At 61.3% G+C, this 19,780-nt stretch carries 18 protein-coding genes; 4 read left to right on the top strand and 14 right to left on the bottom strand.

Features of this window, described 5'->3' with window-relative positions; translation table 11 throughout:
• The first annotated feature begins 254 nt into the window (after positions 1 to 254).
• Positions 255 to 509, top strand: coding sequence for a CBU_0592 family membrane protein (locus FZ934_RS19485; protein ID WP_153272588.1), 255 nt, complete (start codon positions 255 to 257; stop codon positions 507 to 509).
• A 26-nt stretch (positions 510 to 535) separates the two neighbouring features.
• Here the strand turns inward: FZ934_RS19485 and FZ934_RS19480 are convergent, their stop codons facing one another.
• Positions 536 to 1,435: a LysR substrate-binding domain-containing protein gene (locus tag FZ934_RS19480; RefSeq protein WP_153272587.1), complete on the bottom strand. Its 900-nt coding sequence runs from the start codon at positions 1,433 to 1,435 to the stop codon at positions 536 to 538.
• A 370-nt stretch (positions 1,436 to 1,805) separates the two neighbouring features.
• Here FZ934_RS19480 and FZ934_RS27870 point away from each other — a divergent pair, with 370 nt between their 5' ends.
• Entirely contained in the window at positions 1,806 to 1,964 is a 159-nt protein-coding gene (locus tag FZ934_RS27870; RefSeq protein ID WP_194273850.1) for a hypothetical protein, read from the top strand.
• Positions 1,965 to 2,040: 76 nt separating this feature from the next.
• Here the strand turns inward: FZ934_RS27870 and FZ934_RS19475 are convergent, their stop codons facing one another.
• The 13 genes from FZ934_RS19475 to FZ934_RS19415 form a co-directional block, all read right to left on the bottom strand.
• Positions 2,041 to 3,555, bottom strand: coding sequence for an aldehyde dehydrogenase family protein (locus tag FZ934_RS19475; protein WP_153272586.1), 1,515 nt, complete (start codon positions 3,553 to 3,555; stop codon positions 2,041 to 2,043).
• 1 nt (position 3,556) lies between these two features.
• Positions 3,557 to 4,063, bottom strand: a complete 507-nt coding sequence (locus FZ934_RS19470) for a (2Fe-2S)-binding protein (RefSeq protein ID WP_153272585.1) — start codon at positions 4,061 to 4,063, stop codon at positions 3,557 to 3,559.
• A complete protein-coding gene (locus tag FZ934_RS19465) occupies positions 4,060 to 7,149 on the bottom strand; it encodes a molybdopterin cofactor-binding domain-containing protein (protein WP_246738057.1) in 3,090 nt (1,029 codons plus the stop codon). Before FZ934_RS19465 ends, FZ934_RS19470 begins: the two co-directional genes overlap by 4 nt.
• Before the next feature lie 59 nt (positions 7,150 to 7,208).
• Positions 7,209 to 8,078, bottom strand: coding sequence for an aromatic ring-hydroxylating oxygenase subunit alpha (locus FZ934_RS19460; protein WP_153272583.1), 870 nt, complete (start codon positions 8,076 to 8,078; stop codon positions 7,209 to 7,211).
• Positions 8,079 to 8,087: 9 nt separating this feature from the next.
• Positions 8,088 to 9,470 (bottom strand): amidohydrolase family protein, encoded by a 1,383-nt coding sequence (locus tag FZ934_RS19455; protein ID WP_153272582.1) that lies wholly within the window; start codon positions 9,468 to 9,470, stop codon positions 8,088 to 8,090.
• A 30-nt stretch (positions 9,471 to 9,500) separates the two neighbouring features.
• On the bottom strand, positions 9,501 to 11,063 hold the full coding sequence (locus tag FZ934_RS19450; protein WP_153272581.1) for a GMC family oxidoreductase: 1,563 nt from the start codon (positions 11,061 to 11,063) through the stop codon (positions 9,501 to 9,503).
• Between the two features lie 8 nt (positions 11,064 to 11,071).
• Positions 11,072 to 11,680, bottom strand: coding sequence for a thiamine pyrophosphate-dependent enzyme (locus FZ934_RS19445; protein ID WP_153272580.1), 609 nt, complete (start codon positions 11,678 to 11,680; stop codon positions 11,072 to 11,074).
• Entirely contained in the window at positions 11,677 to 12,177 is a 501-nt protein-coding gene (locus tag FZ934_RS19440; protein WP_113359597.1) for a thiamine pyrophosphate-binding protein, read from the bottom strand. Before FZ934_RS19440 ends, FZ934_RS19445 begins: the two co-directional genes overlap by 4 nt.
• A gap of 91 nt (positions 12,178 to 12,268) precedes the next feature.
• Entirely contained in the window at positions 12,269 to 13,192 is a 924-nt protein-coding gene (locus tag FZ934_RS19435; RefSeq protein WP_153272579.1) for a LysR family transcriptional regulator, read from the bottom strand.
• Positions 13,192 to 14,994, bottom strand: a complete 1,803-nt coding sequence (locus FZ934_RS19430) for an adenine deaminase (RefSeq protein ID WP_153272578.1) — start codon at positions 14,992 to 14,994, stop codon at positions 13,192 to 13,194. The genes FZ934_RS19435 and FZ934_RS19430 overlap by 1 nt, the downstream gene beginning before the upstream one ends.
• An 18-nt stretch (positions 14,995 to 15,012) precedes the next feature.
• The gene (locus FZ934_RS19425; protein WP_153272577.1) at positions 15,013 to 15,645 is read right to left on the bottom strand and encodes a glutathione S-transferase family protein; all 633 of its coding nucleotides are present in this window, start codon (positions 15,643 to 15,645) and stop codon (positions 15,013 to 15,015) included.
• Positions 15,645 to 16,319 (bottom strand): Rieske (2Fe-2S) protein, encoded by a 675-nt coding sequence (locus tag FZ934_RS19420; RefSeq protein ID WP_153272576.1) that lies wholly within the window; start codon positions 16,317 to 16,319, stop codon positions 15,645 to 15,647. Before FZ934_RS19420 ends, FZ934_RS19425 begins: the two co-directional genes overlap by 1 nt.
• Before the next feature lie 13 nt (positions 16,320 to 16,332).
• Positions 16,333 to 16,578, bottom strand: coding sequence for a hypothetical protein (locus FZ934_RS19415; protein WP_246737979.1), 246 nt, complete (start codon positions 16,576 to 16,578; stop codon positions 16,333 to 16,335).
• A 428-nt stretch (positions 16,579 to 17,006) separates the two neighbouring features.
• On the opposite strand from FZ934_RS19415, the gene FZ934_RS19410 reads away from it, so the two are divergent.
• Positions 17,007 to 18,128 (top strand): BMP family ABC transporter substrate-binding protein, encoded by a 1,122-nt coding sequence (locus FZ934_RS19410; protein WP_153272575.1) that lies wholly within the window; start codon positions 17,007 to 17,009, stop codon positions 18,126 to 18,128.
• A gap of 76 nt (positions 18,129 to 18,204) precedes the next feature.
• A complete protein-coding gene (locus FZ934_RS19405) occupies positions 18,205 to 19,779 on the top strand; it encodes an ABC transporter ATP-binding protein (protein ID WP_153272574.1) in 1,575 nt (524 codons plus the stop codon).
• The last annotated feature ends 1 nt before the right edge of the window (position 19,780 follow it).

Raw genomic sequence — 19,780 nt, 5'->3', positions numbered from 1 at the left:
GTATCGTTCCCTTCGTTCACGGCGTTTTCGCCATGGAAATTTAAGCGGCTGGCCTAGCGCACATCGGCAGGCATGACTAGGGCAGCAAAACCGTCACCCGGTATGACTTTTAGTCATATGGTCATGCGATTTGTGCGCGTTGGCTTTCGCTGCAACGCAGCTAAAGGAGCAGCCGCACGTCGGACGGAAAATAACACCTTCCGCCTGATGGAGCGCAATCTATCACCTGCAGCATACGATCCTGGAGGATCAAAATGACTTTGCCGGATATCGTCGGCCTTATCGGCGCTGTCTTCTATCTTACGGCCTATGCATTGCTACAACTGCGCGTTCTTGCGGTTGAAGACAGCAGAACGACGTTGCTGAATGTTCTTGGCGGCATCTGCCTGATCTATTCGCTGTCGTGCAACTTCAATCTCGGCTCGCTGGTCACGCAGGTTGCCTGGCTGTTCTTCACGATCATTGGATACGTCCGCTTCCGCATGGCACGCACACGGATGGGCGGTTAGCCGCCCGTCGACTGCTCTCCGCCCGTTTATTTCGTATCGTAGCTGCCGCCATTGCTGGTAATCAGCCAATCAGACACTTCCCTGACGATCTTTCGCTGATGCCGGTCCGCCGGGCGCATCAGATAGAAATAGGCGTTAGAAAGCATCAGATGACTATGGACCGGCACGAGCGTACCGTTGTCCAGCTGATCGCGGATGAGCCACGTCCAACCGAGGGCGATGCCAAGACCCTGTGCTGCGGCAGCCGTGCAGAGCCCATAGTCGCCAAGGCGCCACTCCCGCGCTTCCGGCGGTCGGTGCAGGCCGGAATCCTGCCACCAATCGCTCCAGCCCTGCCATTCGCGCATGGGGTCCTCAATGGAGATCAACAGGGGCTCGTCGATATCCATGAGGTTATTTGTGCCGGGCGCGGAAACCGGCACGATTTCCTCACGCGCCAGCACCGTCAGATTGACGCCGATCGGACGCTCCTTGCGGTAGAACAGGGCAAGATCGAATTCGTCGAGCCTCAGATGTGCGACGTCGTCGGTGACCCTGAGACGAATCTCGATGCCGGGAAAATCCTGTTTCAATTGAGCGATACGCGACAGGAACCATTGATCCGCAATGCCGCGTGAGCAGGCGATGGTGATCTGCTTCGGCCCGGACCACGCCCGCAAACCATCTGTAACCGCACCGAGCTCGCCGAGCAGACGGCTCACATCGGCAGCATAGCTTTCACCGATCGCCGTCAGCTGGACGCCGGAAGGCAGCCGCATGAACAGCTTCGAGCCAATGAAACCTTCCAGCTTTCCGATCTGGCGGCTAACGGCACTTTGCGTCAGACCCAATTCATGCCCGGCGCGCGAGAAACTGCCGAGACGGGCCGCACTGTCGAAGACGACGAGCGCGTTAAGGGGCGGCATCGACATACGCCCTGGAACCATGATCTTTCCTCAAGACTGAATTGGGTGTGCTGCTAGCACGCCGATTGCCGCGATGCCATGCCTGGGTTGGTCGGGTACCCATGCGGCAGCCTGATCTCAAGGAAAAACACTCGCTCTGACGAACCGGCGCACCTTTTTGAGAGGCCGCTCTGCCCGATCCTGTCACGAATGGCCGCCGCTCAAAGCCTTGGCTTCCGACCTGGTTGCACGCAGCTTCCTCGCTGCCCCAGTCAACATCGATACGGCCGCAATAGACGAGAAAGAGGCTATCCTGATCGAACCGCTGGCGGTTCGTCCGAATTCAAGCGATAGTGCGTGGTGATCCTGCCCGCAACACGCGTGGGCAGCCTTCGAAAAACGGGAGGCAGAGATGAACCGATTTCGTGCGTCGATATTGGCAGGAGCGATGATCAGCATGGTGATGATCGTCGCGGCGTGCACGACGACAAGCTACCAGCAGAATCCGTCCGCGGATCTGAACTCCGCTTGCGCGCTCGGGTTCAACAACGACCGGCCCTGCAGCTATTAACCTGCAGGAAAATCACGATCGTCGGGTGAGCCACGGCGTAGACTGGTAGCTGCGATGTATCTAGACGGTGCGCCTCTCAGATCACCGCACAGACAGTCTTGCTCTCGAGATAGTTCTCAAGGCCCGGCGCACCGTTTTCGTATCCCCAGCCCGATTGCTTGTGGCCTCCCTTAGGCAACTCAGGCGAGAAGTACGAATGGCAGTTGATCCATACCGTGCCGGAGCGGATCCGGGCCGAGAGCCGATGGGCGGCGCTGAGGTCTGATGTCCACACGCTGCCGGCAAGACCGTAGGGAGAGTCGTTCGCGTAGGTGATCGCCGCGTCGACGTCGTCGAATGGCGTCACGGCAACCACCGGGCCGAATATCTCCTCCTGCATCATGCGCATGTTCTGCGTGACGCCGGTAACGACCGTGGGTTCAAAGAACGTCGCCTCGTCTCCGACTTGCCTGCCCCCCGCCGCGATTTCGGCGCCTTCCCCGACACCGCCAGTAATGTAGCCTGCGACGCGATCGGCTTGTTTGCGGTTGACCAGCGGGCCGAGGTCGGTCTGCGGGTCGAGACCGTGGCCAAGCGTCAGCTTTGATGCCTCCCTCGTCAGACCGTCTACCAATTGTTCATAGACCGACCGATGCGCGTAGACCCGCGATCCGGCGACGCAGACCTGTCCGGCATTCGCAAATATGCCTCGGGCAATGCCTGGAACCGTTAGCGCCATATCGGCATCCGGCATGACGATCGCCGGTGATTTGCCGCCGAGTTCGAGGGTCAGCTTCTTCAGATTCCCGCGCGCCGCGCCGACAATCAGCTTGCCGACCTCAGTGGAGCCGGTGAAAGCGACCTTGTCCACATCAGGATGGGTAGTCAGGGCGGCACCAACGCATTCGCCGAAGCCAGTGACAATGTTGACGACGCCGTCAGGCAGGCCTGCCTCGATCATGAGTTCACCGAGGCGCAAGGCCGTCAGCGAAGTCTCTTCCGCTGGTTTCAGGACTACCGTGCAACCTGCCGCGAGCGCCGGCGCGAGCTTCATGGCGGCCATCAGCATCGGCGAATTCCACGGCGTTATCGCCGCGACGACACCGATCGGCTCGCGGGTGGTGTAGGCAAAAACACGCTTGCCGGCGGGTTGATAGGCAATCGATGTCGGTATGGTCGTTCCGAGAATCTTCGTGGCGAAGCCGGCGAAATAGCGGAACTGCTCGGCCGAGGCAGGGATTTCACCCAGACGTCCAGTCTTGAAGGACTTGCCTTGATCCAGCGTCTCCAGCTCCGCGAGTTCGTCGGCATGGCTGTCTATAAGGTCTGCAATTCGCCACAGCAACTTTCCGCGCGCCGATGGTGTGAGCCCGCGCCAAGCGTCGGATTCAAAGGCACGGCGCGCGGCAAGAACCGCAGCATCGACATCCACGGCGCTTGCTTCCGCGATCTCAGCGAGAAAGCGTCCATTGGCCGGGTCATAGGTGGAGAAGCGCTTCCCCTCTGCCGCATCGACCCATGAGCCCTCGATAAGAAGCTGCTTCTGAGGGCGAGCGAGAAAGGCACGCGCACCGGCACTGGTGGGCTCCAACGCCTTGATCGAAAGGGACATGTCAGTCTTCTCCGGATGATGCCTGTGAGGCACGAATTTGGTCGATGGCATTGAGGGCGCCGCGAATAATCGAATGGTAGCCCGTACAGCGGCAGACATTGCCTTCGAGCGCCGTCAGCACATCCGCTTCCGTCGCATCAGGCCTTTCGCCGAGAAGCGACACGAGAGAAATTGTGAAGCCAGGGGCGCAATAGCCGCACTGAAATGCGTTTTCCTGAACCAAACCGGCCTTGACCGTGCGCGCGATGTCGAGATCGTCGAGACCCTCCGGACTGATGATCTCCGCATCCTGCAGCTGCCACGCCATGACGAGGCATCCGTTGACCGCCTGTCGGTTCATCAGGACCATGCAGGCCCCGCAGCGGCCGATGCCGCAACCGTTCTTGCTTGCAGTGAGCCCGAGATCTTCCCTCAAAATGTCGGACAGCCGCCTGTCCGGCTCTGCGTTAAGCAATACCGTTTCCCCGTTCAGCCGGAACCGCAGCGGTAGAGAGGTCGTCGCGCTCATTGGCCACCTTCCAGCACATCGAGGACCAGCTCTGGGCTAACAGGAATAGATGTCGGGAAGTGTCCGATTGCGTCCGCAACGGCGTTGGCAATCGCCGGCGTGATCGCACCGATGCCCAGTTCACCAGCGCCGCGCGGCCCAAGAGTGTCGCCGGGATCCAGGTCCTCGAGCGCAAAGACCGCAATCCGGCCGGCTGTATCGCGCACGCCAGGCAACATGTAGCTGTCGAGGTTCTTCGTTACGTATTCGCCAGCCGCCATGATGGCGTCTTCCGTGAGCGTAAAGCCAAGCCCCTGGACCGCGCCGCCTTCCATCTGACCGAGATAGGCGGCAACATCGATGATTGGGCCGGCGGCCGTATGCTGGTGGATATCCAGCACCCTGACCGCGCCGGTAACACGGCTGATCGAAACGCGCGCAAGGCAGGCACCGAAAGCGAAGATGTAGCGGGCATTGCCGGATTGATAGTCGGTTTTAGGGAAGTCGAATGCGACTGTAACGTTCGGCAGCGCATCGGGGGCAAATGACTGGGCAAGCTGTCGGAAGCTCAGAAGGAGCGCACCGCTGTTGCTGCCGGCCTCGACAATTCCGCCCGCGCCGATCTTCAAGCTCTCTTCCGACCGCGCGAGCACGGTCGCGGCTGCAGCCAGAAGCTTGCGCGAGAACTCACGCCCCGCCGTCCTCGCCACTTCCCAAACCACGTAGCCCCCGCGCGAGGCCGTCGTCGAGCCGGAATCCGGGGTAAAGCGCGTATCGCCAACGATAGGGAGGACATCGTTGCGGGCGCAACCGATATTAGCGGACACGGCAGCCTGGATGGATGTCAGCAGCCCCTGCCCCATCTCATCAAGCCCATAGGCTGCCTCGATTACCCCATCGCTGTTCAGCCGCAATGCCCCACCGGCAGGATCCGGCACCACGGAACCCAAGCCGTTCCCCTGATAATTGAGTGCCATACCGACGCCTACGATCTCGTCTGCGTCGACATCGGAGTCTGGTCTGCGCCACAACGAACTTGCGGTCGCAGCATCCAGCATCTCGGCAATCCGCTCGGATGGAGCAACCACCTGCCCGAGATAGCCGGGCATTCCCGGCCGCCTCAGATTCCTGCTGCGAATCTCTGCCGGCTTTATGCCGCAGGTCCTTGCCAGTTCGTCCATCTGGCATTCGATGGCATAGGTCATCTGGTTGGCGCCGAAGCCACGAAAAGCACCGCCGACGCCGTTGTTGGTATAGGCCAGACGTCCGCGTGTACGTACGTTAGCAACGAGATAGGGGCCGACAGCATGCTCAAGCGCCGTCTCGAGAACGCCGGGGCCAAGCGACGCATAAGCGCCGGCATCCACAAGGACATCGACCTCCTGCGCGAGCAGGCGCCCGTCACCGTCGCAGGCGGTGCGCATGCGGATGGTCATGGGATGGCGTTTGACGCCTGCCATTACTGATTCCGCACGCGACAGCTGGATGCGCACGGGCCGGCGAGACTTCAGAGCCAGAAGCGCCAATGCCGGCTGCACCGTCAGTTCGTCCTTGCCACCAAAGGCGCCACCGGTCGGGCTGGTCACGACGCGAATTTTAGCCTCATCCATCGCGAGGATACGCGACAGCTGAAGGCGATCACGCGCGCCGTGTTGCCCGCCGGCGAAGATTGCCAGCGTTCCATCGGCTTCGATCGTCGCATAGCCACCCTCGGTTTCCATGAAACCATGCATTTGCCGGGAGGTAGTGTAGGTACGTGTGAGGATGTGGGACGCACCGGCAAAGGCCTGATCGACATCGCCGCGTCCAAATTCGATCAACCGCTGCAGGTTGCCGCCCCGATGAACGGCAGTTGCGCCGTCCTCAAGCGCTGCCGCGGGATCATCGACGACAGGGAGGCGCTCGTAGTCGACCTTGATCAAAGCCAGCGCCGCATCGGCGGTTGCGGCATCAACCGCCGCCACAGCCGCGACTACATCGCCCACGTAGCGAACCTTGTCAAAACAGAAAGCCGGTTGGTCCTGAACCACGATCCCGAAGGCGTTTTCGCCCGGGATATCGCGGTGGGTCACAACAGCGGCGACACCTTCGAGAGCTTCGGCTGCCGACGTATCGATCGAGCGTATCCGCGCATGGGCAACGCCCGCCCGAAGGATGCGCCCGACCAGCATACCCTCCTCGCGCCTGTCGGTGAGGTAGGAGAAGGTCCCATCGACCTTGGCGGCGACATCGGGCCTGACATGCCAACGTGAAGGCTGATCGGCGCGAGTTAACCTGATCTCGCCTGACGAACACGTGGCGTCCGCATCGTCGGTTGTGATTTGCGGCTTCGATGCCGTCTGGTTTTGCAGTCCCCAGACAAGTGCGTTCGCCGCCGCCATCTTCCGGTAGCGCGCACTCCGGAAAGCATCCTCAGGCGCGGATATCTCCTGCGAGAGCCGTGTCTTTAATTCATTCCAGTCGACAGCGTCGACGGGCTGCGACGTCAGCAACGCTTCCGCGGTTCGCAGACGGGCCGGAGCAACATTCCCTCCGCCAACCGCCAGCCGGGCGCTCGCTATCCTGCCGTCCCTTACGTCTAGCGAGGCGGCAACGCCGATGACGCTTGGCGTAAAGGCGGCCCGCAGACCAATCTTGCGATGCGTCCAGCGCGATGCAGTGGCCATGGCTCCAACGTAGACGGCCTCGATGACCTCGCAGCGTTCAGCCGGCCGCTGCAGCCAGTCCAGCAACCGCTCATGAAACCGACCGGCCGCTCGCTCGCCTTCGATAAAGGCGTCGAGGGCCAGAAGAGCCGGTAAAAGGCAGCCATTGCGGGCGGCAATGTTTCCGCCGAGAGTTCCAAGATTGCGAACCGAGGGCGCTGCCACGAACCGCGACGCCGTGGCGAGGAGGGGCAGATGCTCGAGCACCAACGGGTCGCGGCAAAGCGTGGCGAGTGTCATGGCAGAGCCGATGCGCATACCGGCTCCGCAAAACGAAATGCCCGAGAGACCTGCAATTCCATCTAGGCCTATGAGTACCGGCGGCTTGGCCAAACCTCGTGCCCATTCAAGTTGCAGGGCAGTGCCTCCGGCAACAAGTCGCGCCTGCTCGTGTTCCTGCATCATCGCCAAGGATTGAGCAGTCGAGGAAGGCTTGAGCACCGTCAGCGGCATGCGCACGATCAGCCGGCCCCCATCGTGGTGCCGAAGCGGATACCCTTCTCCTTCAGCCAGCGACGATATGCGACCGAGGAGCTATCCGCTCGCGTCGGGATCTCCTGGCGCGCTTCGAGCGGCAGAAGCAGGGGACGCTGATTTTCGACGATGATGCGATCCTGCATGAAGATCACCTGCTCGAAATTGAGCAGCGCCGTGTGCGTCGAGCTGTTGTCGACGAGATACATGACGGGCTGTGCCCGGCACAGATCCTCCTCGATCGGGTGGATGAAGAGGGCGATGGCATCCAGTCGTTCGGGCGCTGTCGGGCAGACCCTGTAGAGCATGACAACAAACGGCGTGGGAACACGATATGTCAGCTGGACAAAGGCTCCCTCGCTTTCGGTCGCGGCAATGCGCGGCTGGAAGAAGGTGCAGTTGGTGGCCCAAACCTCGTCGATATCGCGGCGAATTTCGCTGAGATAGCCCGGCACTTCGGTATGCGGCTCGGAACCCAGAATGTCCGTGTGGACGAACGGAAAGTGCGCCATATCAAGGAAATTTTCGACGACGCGCAACCCCGATGCGCGCATTTTCACCCAACCGCAGGGGACGAAACGGCGATCGGTCTCATCGGCCTCCGAGATCTCGAAGATTTCCTTGTTCGGATGACCGAGCGTCGTCCAAATGCATCCGTACTTCTCCCGGACAGGCAGAGCAGGACCGGTCGGCCATCCGGCTTCGATCTCGCGAACGACCGGCTGTCCGTCTTCCCGCCTGAAGAGTTCGATGTCCTGTCCGAGCAGACGACTGCGGACGGGCTTGGCGGTCAGCTCCGCCGCCGTTTCAATGGCATACCACTCGTTGAGCGCGGCCCTATCCGTCGTCTTCGCCATGCGTTGCCCTCAGCTTGCCTTGGTCCATTGCGCGGTGCCCTCGCGGTTATCCGCCAACCACGCCGCGCGCCTTGCGAAATGCGGCGGTGCGATACGGCCGATCTCACGGATGATGTCGCCCATGTCGGCGGTCTTCAGTTTTCCGTCATCGACAACGATCTGGCCGTCGACCATCGTCATGCAGACGTCTCCGCCTCGTACCGCGTGAACGAGATTGTGCTGCAGATTGAAGTATGGCCCCTCTCCGAAGATCGGGGTCATGCGTGGCGTATCGGTCCGGACCGCGATCAGATCCGCGCGTTTTCCGACCTCAATCGAGCCGATTTCATGGTCGAGGCCGATGGCCTTGGCGCCGGTTATCGTCGCCATCCGCAGGACATCCCAGCTATCCATGGCGGCGGCATCAAGATCCTTGAGCTTGCCGAGCAGGGATGCGACCTTCATCTCCTCGAACATGTCGAAGTTGTTGTTTTCCTTCTCGCCGTCCGTGCCGATGCCGACGGGAACCCCAGCCGCGAGCATGTCGCCCACCAAGGCAATACCGCTCGCGAGCTTCATGTTGCTCACCGGATTGTGGGCGATCGACACGCGATGCTGGGCAATGAATTCCACTTCCGCTTTGTCCAGCCAGACACCATGAGCAATCATTGTGCGCGGTGTATCGAAGAAGCCGAGGTCGGCAAGCGCATACATCGGCCGCTTGCCGTATCGCTTTTGGAACTCGGCCAGCTCGATTTCGGCTTCGCTGCAGTGGGTATGGAAGCCAGTGTCGTGGGCCTTGGCGAGATCGATCGCCCGACTCTGCCCCGCGTCGTCGGCGTAGAACAGATGCTCCAGCCCGACCCAGACGTTGATGCGCCCGTCTGCCTTGCGGTGCCAGCGCTCGATCATCTCCTCGTTCATGTCGAGCGTGTCGAAATAGTTGTATTCCGGATGCTCGCCGACATAGGGCACCGCCACCAGGCGATTGCCGATCGCCGATGCGGCCTTTGCGCTGCCGTCCATGAAGCGCCACATGTCGACGACCGTGGTCGTGCCGCCGAGAACGGATTCAGCATAACAAAGCCAGGAGGCGGCTTCCGCTTCATGCGGCAGTAGCACACGGTGCATCGGATTGATGTGAAGTGTCAGCCAATCCCACACAGGCAGGTGCTCTGCCGTGCCCCTGAGAAAGCCGGAATGAGCATGGGCATTGACGAGCCCGGGCATGAGGACCGCATCGGAAAAGACGCGCACGCCAATGTCCGGATGACTTGCCTGCAATTCGGCAAGCGGCCCAACAGCCACGATACGGCCACCTTCGACAAGGACCGCACCACCGGTGATGACACGGTTCTCTGCGTCCATCGTCAGGAGGTAGTCGCCGGCGATTATCTGCTTTTGAATTGTCATCTCTTCCGTCCGGTTCGAGGATTATTCATCTCACGCCGCACCAAGCAGGAAATCGGCGGCGCGTTCGCCGATCATCGTGACGGGAGCATGGGTATGGCAGGTCGGGATCGTCGGCATGACAGAGGCATCCGCGATAACAAGACCTTCGATGCCACGAACGCGCAGGCGGCTGTCGACAACGGCTGCATCGTCATTTCCCATCGCGCATGTGCCGACGACGTGGAAAAAGGTCGAGCAGGCATTTCTGACGTAGTCGATGATCTCGGCACGCGACAGCCGCCGGGGTGGCGCTGCATAACCACCAAACCAGTCGGCGTAGCTCTGCGTCGCGGCAAGCTCCATCATCGTTTCGACCGCGACGACCAGAGCATCCAGATCGGACTGTTCCGCCAGGTAGTTCGGTTGAATTTCAATCGCACCGTCAGGCGCGCTCGACAGCACGCGCATATATCCGCGGCTCTTCGACCGCATGAGCCCGCAGCCGATCGAGAAGACGTCGCCGGACAGGTCATACAGCTCGCGAATACGCGCTTCGGCGCTGTTGCCCTGCACCGGAAATGCGTGAAGATCGGCCTGCGGCAAACTCTGAGATGACTTCCAGTTAATGACAGTCCCGCCGCCATTATCACGCACCGCGCCGAGCGGTCTTGTCGCTCGAAAGACGCAGGCCTGAACGAGCGGATGGTCCTGAAGGTTCTTTCCGACGCCAGGAAGCGCTGCCTTGATATCGATCCCGAGCCGCGCCAGGTCGAGCGGATCGCCAATCCCTGACAGCGTCAGCAGCTTCGGCGTGTTGATCGCACCAAGCGCCAGAACGATACCGGTTGTTGCCCGAACGTCGTGGTACTGGCCACCATGGGTGAACCTCACGGAGGTGCAGCGGCCGTGCTCGATTCCCAAGTCGAGCGCCAGGGCGTCTGTCAGGATTGTCAGGCGTTCATTGTCGAGGATCGGCCAGATGTACCCCCTCGCCGAGCTCCAGCGCTCGTTGCCGCAAATATTCAGGTTCGCGAGAGCCGCACCTTCGTTGGATGGCCCGTTCGGATCATCGATGACGGGAATACCGAGTTCGGCACATCCGCCGAGCATGGCGTCCGCTACCGGATGGGGAGCGCGGCTACGTTCGATGCGAAGCGGGCCGCCGGCACCGCGCAGCGCGGTTTCGCCGGCTTCCCAATCCTCGCAACGCTTAAAATAGGGCAACACCTCGTTGAACGACCAGCCCTCTGCCCCGGATGCCGCCCAAGCGTCGTAGTCCATTGGATGGCCGCGATACCACATCATCGCATTGATGCTGCTCGACCCTCCGAGGACCTTGCCACGCGGGATTCCGATAGTGCGGTCGTTTATGCGCCCGGTCGGCGCGTAGTCGTAGCCCCAATCATACGTCCCGCGCCCGAGGGGAACCCAGCGCGCCGGATCATCGATCTCAGCAATGCCTATACAGGCCGGTCCGGCTTCGAGCAGCAGCACGCTGGCATCGCTATTATCCACCAGACGGCGCGCGACGGCACAGCCACCCGAACCAGCGCCGACGACGATGTAGTCGTAGGCGCGGGCAATGGATCTCGTCGGTATGATTGGCGCTTCCATCATGAGTCCTAGTTGTGCTCGCTCGGACCCATGATGACGATGCCTTCGGTGGCCTCGACATGGCGCACGAAGATGTATTTGTCTTCACGCCCATCGCTGTGCTTGCGCTTGATGTCGGGCTGGACGCTGCCCGAGACCTTTGCAACGACGACGTAGGGCACCTTAGCCGCAAGCCCGGCCGCGCAATGCGCATCGAACTCCTCGACGGTTCGCGCAGTATAGGCATTCTCGATGCCGCAACCACGCGCGATAGCCGCTATGTCGACGCGGCCGAAGGCGGTGTGCGTCGGCGGCCCACCGATCGATTGATAGCTTTCGTTATCCCACACAACGACAAACAGATTTTCCGGCTGTTCGTTTCCGAGCGTCGCCAGAATTCCGAGATTGAACATCATCCCGCCATCCGTATCGAGCGAGACAATACGGCGGTGCGGCAGGCCGGCGGCGAGCCCAAAGGCCTGTGGCGTTACGCAACCCAGCTGCTGCTGGAACAGGCTTGCCTCGCGCATATGCGGCGCGGCGTTGTACCACTCGTCGACGCTGCCGCCGAGCGACAGGATGACCAGTTCGTCCTTCAACCTCGCGGCAAAGGATTTCATGCAGTCAAAGCGCTTCATCGAACGATCTCCCCGCCAAGGGCGATGGCCGAATGGTAGTAGGCGGCGTAGGACCAGTTGTAAGCGTCGGCAATCGACTGCTCGATGGCGTCTTCCTCGCGAACGACACGATACGGAATGCGCAGCGCATCCAGCACCGGTTCCATTGTGATGCCGTGCGGTATTGCCCACCAGTTGTTTTCGCCAAGCTCGCCGCGGTAGCTCATCAGCATGACGACAGGGATGCCGGCGCCAAGGCCCATGCGGGCAAGCGGCTCGACGGATGCGCGCAATCCTGAGTTCTCCATGATCAGCGCGGCGCGCTTTCCGGACAGGAACACACCACCACAGATGGCAGCCCCCTCGCCCTCATTCGTGACACGAATGGTACGGATATCAGGATCGGCATCGAGTGCCGGGTACAGTTCCTTGAAAAGCGAGTCTGGAAGATAACAAACGATGCTGACACCGGCTTTCTTCAAGCCTCTGATGACGGCATCCACTGCGGATTTTTTCATGTTGCGCCCTCGTTTGCGCCAAAAATGTCAAACCCCAGTTGTTTCGAATAGTCGTTCATTTTCGATCTAAGTGGTGCGTAAAAGGCAACATCTAATCGTTATCGGGGCGATCGATCGATTGCCCTAGCAACTTGCCAAGCGCGGCTGATGCGTCAGACATTTCCTTTTCAGAGCGCGACAGCAGCATGAGCTTGCGGGCATTCAGCTTCGGATCGCGCAACGGCACGAATTTCAGGCTTCCTTCGGCGATTTCCTGTTCGATCCCGATCCGGGTCTGCAACACCGTGCCGAGGTTTCGCTTCGCGAGATCGACCATCAGCCCGATCGAATTGGTTCTCGCGCGGTGGTTCAGGTCGACAAGCTGGCGGCTGAAGGCCTCTTCGATCCAGCTCCCAAGGGTCAGACTGGCGTCCGAAAGGATCACCTGTTCGCCGGCGAGGTCGAAAAGCCTGATTTCCTTCTTCTCGGCGAACCGGCTCTCCGGCAAGGCGAGCACGCCGAGGGGCAACGACACGGTTGCGATCCGGCGAACATTGCGCGGGACCTTCACGTCGAAGACGAGGGCGAGGTCGCACTCCCCCTCCGAAACGGCGTTCGCAGCTTGCTGCGACCCCATCACCCTGACGTTGACGGTTATGCCGGGATGCCGTTGCCAGAACTCCTGTAGGGCACGCGGCATGATCCCACGCGCAACACTTTCGATCACGGCCACCGACACAGTGCCACGATGGAGGCCGTGCAGATCGTTGATTTCGCTGCAGGCGCGGTTTAGCTCCGAGAGGCTGAGGCGCGCGTGGTACAGCATCAGCTCGCCGGCGCTTGTCAGTTTCAGGCGCTGACGAACACGCTCGAACAGCGGCGTGCCCAGTTCCTCCTCGAGCTGGCGGAGAATCCGGCTGACCGAGGAGGGAGCAACGTTGAGCGCCTGGGCCGCTTGGCGGATGGAGCCAAGTCTGGCGACCAGCTGAAAGTAGTGGATGCGGGTCGCGACAAGGCCCAGGCGGTATGGATCCATCAGATGGTCTCGAACAGTTGTTGCAGCCCCATCTCCGGCACCAGCACAAGCCCCTTGTCGGTGATGCGGATCTCGGGGATGACCGACAGCGGGATGAGGTTGAAGCCCATGTAGGCAATCGTGCAGCCGGCTTTTTCCCACTCGACCTTCAGTGCCTTCACCTCTTCGGCCACCTCGTGCACACGCTTGTCGGAAAGCAGACCGGCGACCGGAAGCGGCACCATCGCGGTCACCTTGCCGTCCATGACGACGCAAACGCCGCCCTGCTTTTCCTCGATGGCCTTGAGTGCGATCTGCATGTCGCTCTCGTTCGTGCCTGCGATGATGATGTTGTGGCTGTCATGGCCGACAGAGGAAGCGACGGCGCCCTTCTCGAGCCCGAAGCTGTTCAACAGACCGTGCGCCACATTGCCCGTCGACTTGCCGTGCCTCTCGACGACAGTCACGAAGCATAGATCGTGCCGGTCGAAATGGGTTTGCCAGTCGTTGGCAGGTTCCAGCGTGACGGTGACATGGCCGAGCGTGATGCCGGGGAGTTCGGTCTTGATGGTATGGGCAACCACCGTTTCCGTCGGCAGATCGGGTGTCAGCTTCAGGGACTTCGGCAGCTTGACGGTATGATAAGCGGCCTCGGGATACCGGTAGGGCTTCGAGAGCGCCTCTTCCAGAACGGGTGTGACCTTGCGCTGCTCGACGACCAGTTCACCGCCGTACCAGGTATTCACCGGCACCAGATCATCGTTGAGCAGAACGAGGTCGGCGCGGCGTCCCCCGCCAAGCCCGCCGATCTCATTTTCCATTCCAAACCGTGTCGCTCCGTGGAGGGAGCCCATCGCCCAGGCCTGCTCCGGTTTCATGCCGGCCATGATAGCCTCGCGGGTTACCCAGTCCAGCCCGAACTGAAGGAGGTCATCGGCGTCGCGGTCGTCGGTGCAAACCGCGATGCGTTTGTGAGAGGCGCCAAGCTCAGTGATCGTCTTGATCGCGTGCGGCAGGCTGTGCCATGGCGTCGTTGGTGGACCGCCACGGAGGAACAGCCATATGCCGGCTTCGAGAAGATCGTCGGCGATCTCCCGATCGATTGCCTCATGCGTGTCGGTGACACCGGACGCTGCGTATGCCGCGACGAACTCACGGCCGTAGACATGGCCCGAAACCGGCCGCCCACGGCTGAGGGCCGCGGCGAGAATTGCGTGGCTGCGCTCGTCACCCATAGCGACCTGCACGAAATCCATCTTCTCCCCAAGAGCAACGGCTTCCGGCCAGTTGTCAAAGAGCGCCGCGATCTTCTCCGGCGTCAGGTCACCACCTGCGGTTTCCAATGCCGGCGATGTTGCCGGAACGGTGCTCGGGACGGTAAGGAAGATCGACAAGGGCGCATGGCGCGCATCCTCGAGCATCGCCTCGACGCCCGCGACGTCCATGACGTTGCCAATCTCGTGGCTGTCGCAAAAGATCGTCGTCGTTCCGTTGAGCAATGCCGCCTCCGCATAGGCGCAGGCAGTGACCATGCTGGATTCGATATGGATGTGAGGATCGACAAGGCCCGGCGCGATAATACCACCGCGCGCATCATAGAGTCGCGCAGCGCCGCTCTTGTAGCTGCCCGATGGTTTGACGGCTGCGATGCGCCCGTTTGAAACCCAGACTTCCTTGTCGGCAAGAATGCGCTCTGAGTAGGTGGACAGGACCCTGGCGCCCTGAATGACAAGATCCGGATCGCGTCGACCGAAGGCGACGTCCGCCAGGGTCCGCGTCAGCGTCGACAGCGGCTTTACGGAAAAGCGATTTAAAGTGCTCATGAAAACTCCAGTCTGAAATCAATGATAGTCGGGAATTCCGGGCATTGTATTGAAGCCCTCGATGGCTCGAAAACGCCGGATCCAGCGCCGCAATGCAGGATACTCATCGTGATCGATGCCGTAGTCTCGGCTCAGCGCGAATGAAGGAAACAGCGAGAGGTCGGCCAGCGTCGGTGCGTTCCCCACAAACCATTCCTTGCCGTCGAAGTGCCGGGCGGTCATGTGATCGTCCATGATACGGAAGGCCTTCCGCGCCTGCGCTCGTTGCGTGGCCTCTTCTCCAGCGGTGTTGAAGAGTGCCTGCAGCCGCGCCTGGATCGCGGGCGCAAGTGCGGTATCGCTGAAGCCCAGCCACTTGCAGACCGCACCAAACCCCGCCGCATCGTCCGGCAGGAAGCGCTTTTCGGTATCGTACGCCTTGGCCAGGTAGAGAAGGATCGCGCTGGCACCATAAAGCACGAGGTCACCATCCTGCAGGATGGGCAGCGCGCCGAGCGGGTTCAGCGAAAGCAGGGCCGGCTTCTTGTGCTCCTGCCCCGGGAACATATCGACGGCACGCGTCTTCCATGTCAGGCCGAGCATGGAGAGCAACAGGCGCGCCCGGTAACCGGATTCATCCAACTCGTAGTCGTAAAGCGTAATTTCGGGCATCAGGCGATCTCCACGACGCGAGCCGTCTGCTCTTCAAGGCGGGCGCGGGTGGTTTCGGACCATTGCGCGTAATGCTTCTGCAGTGCTCCGCCGTTGACGTCCGGCGATCCGAGCAGAACGATGTGCACGGCGCTCTTGCCTGATGCCGTGGACTGAAACGCCAGCAGCAGCGTGTCGCTCCCGGCAATCAGACGACCGACCTGGTCCGCAACCAGGGTCATGCCATCCGCCAGAAACGAAGCCTTCACTTCGTCAACTGGCCGGTCGACATAGAGGCTTCTGACTGGCGTGATGCCGGACGAGGCGTCGATGTCGAGCAGTGGGACGTCCGCAGACGTTGTTGCCCAGATGATTCCGTACTGTTCGCGCGCCCGATAGATCGGCACCTTGATTGTCTCCGGGACATCGAGGGCCGGATGGGCGGGGATGTATCGGCACTGGCCGGCGGTATCGTACTGCCAGCCATGGTACAGACAGGCGATGTGATCGCCACGCACGAAACCGAAGCTCAGTCGCATGCCGCGATGCGGACAACGGTCCTCCCAGACATGCGCGTGACCGCTGTTGTCGCGCCACACGACGATCTCGCTCCCTTCGACAACGGCACCCGCCGACGTTCCGGCTTCGATCGACGACGATAGCGCGACCGGGACCCACCCCTCGTTCAACTTCATAGTTTGCTCCTGTTCACGCGGTTACCCGCTCAATATCCAGAATGATGCAGTCGTAAGGCCCGAGACTGCAGGCCATCTCGAAGGCGTCGACGAGGTCTTCCTGACCCCTGACCGAAACGCGAGCGCTCACCACCTCGCAGGCTTCGACCTCGATTTCGAGATCCAGCCTGCCGGCGCGGTGAAGCGCAAATTCTCTGAAGCTTGCCGGCACCATCTGACCCCGGAAGGTAAAGCGCGCCGTCTGAACTATCCCGGACATTGTCTGTTCACCGCCTGCAACCGCATCATTCCGCGCCTCAATTTACATCTGTTTGCATATTTTTTATGCATGCTTTACTTTTGTGCATTTTAGGCATTGTCTGCGTCGGAATTCAAGTCACTTCGCGGCGTCTCTTGTTGCCTTTTACGCACCGGGTTGATCCGGAGATTCGCTCTATTCCGAACAGTTCTGATTTGTCAGTCTCCCTCCGTCCGGTCGCCGCCCGCTTTAGAAGACCTGCGGGGACGCCAATTGGAGGGTCCTTCCGGATCGCGCTCGGCTCGATCAGCGCGTGGCGGTCGGCAGGCCCGAACAGGGTTTCCGGCAGCAGCGAGGCAGTTGGCATAATTGTTGCGTTGGAATTACCAGGGCCGAACGGTCACAGATCATAAGCGCGGCCATCCGCGTCAAAACCAGAAGGGGATCACATGATTGACTTGCGTACGCTTTCCCGCCGCGGATTTCTGAACATGAGCGCTGCCGGTGCAGCGGCAGTGATGCTGCCGGCCGGCCTCGCCCGCCAGGCTCTTGCCGCCTCGCCGCTGCCGGCGATCAAGGAGGAAGACGCCGTCATCGGCTTCGGGCACGTCGGGCCGATCTCCGACGAAGGCTGGACATGGGCGCACCATCAGGGCCTGCTGGCCGTCAAGGAAGCCTATCCGAAGCTCAAGAAGATCCTCGAAGTCGAAAACATCCCCTATTCCGCCGACGCCACGCGCACCTATCGCCAGTTCGTCTCCGAAGGCGCGAACATGATCTTCGACACCTCCTCGAACGGCGACTTCCTGCATGAGGTGGTCAAGCGCGCGACGGATGTGGCCTTCATGGAGTGCAACGGCCACATTACGATGGACAATCTCGGCTGGTACTACCTTGCCCACTGGTATCCGACTTATGTCCTCGGCGTTGCCGCGGGTCATCTGTCGAAGACCGGCAAGCTCGGCTATGTCGCCTCCTTCCCGGTTGCTTCCGTCTACGCGTCGACCAATGCCTTCCTGATGGGCGCGCGCACCGTCAACCCGAATGCAACGGTTCAGACGATCGTCATCAACTCCTGGTTCGACCCGCAGGCGGCAACGCAGGCCGGTACGGCGCTGATCGACAATGGCTGCGACTTCCTGTTCGGCATCATGGACGAAGCCGGCTATCTGCAGGTCGCGGAAAAGCGCGGCGTCTGGGCGGCCATGTGGAACACCGACATCCGTCGCTACGGCCCGAACTCCTACGTCTCGTCGATCCTGATCGACTTCACCAAGTTCTACGTCGATCAGGTCGGCAAGCGTCTTGCCGGCACCTGGGCGCCGAGCGAGCAGCTGTTTGCGATGGGCGCGGGCGTCGATCGCGACAAGTGGGGCGAGAAGGTTCCGGCCGACGTTGCCGCAGCCGCCGACGCTGTCCGCGAGAAGATCATGGGTGGCTGGTCGCCGTTCACCGGCGAACTGAAGGACTCCACCGGCAAGGTGCGTGTCGCGGCCGGCCAGACGATGACCGAACTCGAACTCTACAACTGGGATTGGTCGGTCGAGGGTGTCACCGGCCTCACCTCCTAAATCTGGCCTCCCAAGCCAAGAGCCCGGCCGTCCAGGATCGGCCGGGCTCCCCGCCTTCACGCTCCGGTGCCATTCCATGACTGAAAATGCGACCCGTTATTCGCCCTCTCCGGGCACCCCGCCTCTCGTCCAGCTGAAGGGCATCGCGAAGTACTTTCCAGGCGTCATCGCCAACGAGAATGTCGATCTGGAGGTCATGCCCGGCGAAATCCATGCACTACTGGGTGAGAACGGCGCCGGGAAATCGACGCTGATGAACATCCTGACCGGCATCTACCAGGCGGACGCGGGCGAAATCATCATCGACGGCTACGCAAAGGAATTCGCAACGCCGCTGCAGGCGATTGCCGCTGGCATCGGCATGGTTCACCAGCATTTCAAACTCGTGCAGGCCTTCACGGTTGCGGAGAACATCCATCTCGGCTGGTCGGAAACGCCGCGCCGCGCCTCTGCGCAGGTGCTGGAACAGCGGACCGCCGCCCTGGCCCAGAAATTCAATCTCAAGACCCACCCGAGCGCTCGCGTCAGCGATCTGTCAACTGGCGAACAGCAACGCGTCGAGATCCTGCGCGTTCTCGCCAGGCAGGCACGCGTTCTCATCCTTGACGAGCCGACAGCCGTTTTGACGCCGGCCGAAGCGCGCGAACTGTTCAAGGCGCTGCGCGAATTCGTGGCCACCGGCAATGCCGTCATCTTCATCAGCCACAAGCTGGATGAAGTGCTGGAGATATCCGACCGCATCAGCATTCTGCGCGGCGGCCGCAAGATCGCCACCGAAAACACGGTCGATTGCAACCCGCGCATGCTCGCCAAGCTGATGGTCGGCCGCGATATCGTGCTCGCCGACATGCGCCAGCGACCGGCAGGCGCGGCCCCGATGTCGGCGCAGCCTGTGCTTTCGCTCGAAAACGTCTCGGCGATTGGCGATGGCGGCAACGAAGCGCTGCACGGCATATCGCTCGATGTCCGGGCCGGCGAGATCGTGGGCGTGGCAGGCGTTGCCGGCAACGGCCAGCGCGAACTCAGCCAGGTCCTGACGGGTATCCGCCCGGTCAGCGCCGGACGGATCCTGATTTCAGGCAAGCCGGTCGACAAGAGCAATGCGGCAGCCTTTGCCGAAAGCGGCATCGGTCACATTCCGGAAGATCGCCTGCACAGCGGCTTGGCACCGGCACTCAGTATCACCGTCAATGCGGTGATGCGCGAATACAAGAAGCCGCCGGTCTCGTCGGGTGGCAGCTACAAGCCGGGCGCGGCGACGGCACTCGCCAAGGAAATCGCGTCGGCGGCAGAGGTTGCCATTCCCGATTTCGCCATGCCGATCCGCAATCTGTCCGGCGGCAACCAGCAGCGCCTCGTGGCCCGCCGCGAAATGCGCATCGCCGACAAGGTGCTCATCGCCGCCTATCCAAGCCGCGGTCTCGATGTCGGCGCCATCAACACGATGCTGCGCTACATCGTCGAACTGCGCGATGCTGGCGCCGGCATCATTCTGATTTCCGAAGAACTCGAAGAGCTGCTCAACCTCTCCGACCGCATTGCCGTGCTTTATGAAGGAAAGATCATGGGAATCGTCGACAACGACAAGACCGATATCGACGAAATTGGCCTGCTGATGGGCGGCCGTACCCAGGCCCGCGAGGTCGCATAGC

It is taken from the genome of Rhizobium grahamii (genome assembly GCF_009498215.1).
GTDB classification, from domain to species: domain Bacteria; phylum Pseudomonadota; class Alphaproteobacteria; order Rhizobiales; family Rhizobiaceae; genus Rhizobium; species Rhizobium grahamii_A.
This window is presented reverse-complemented; position numbering and strand designations above follow the sequence as displayed.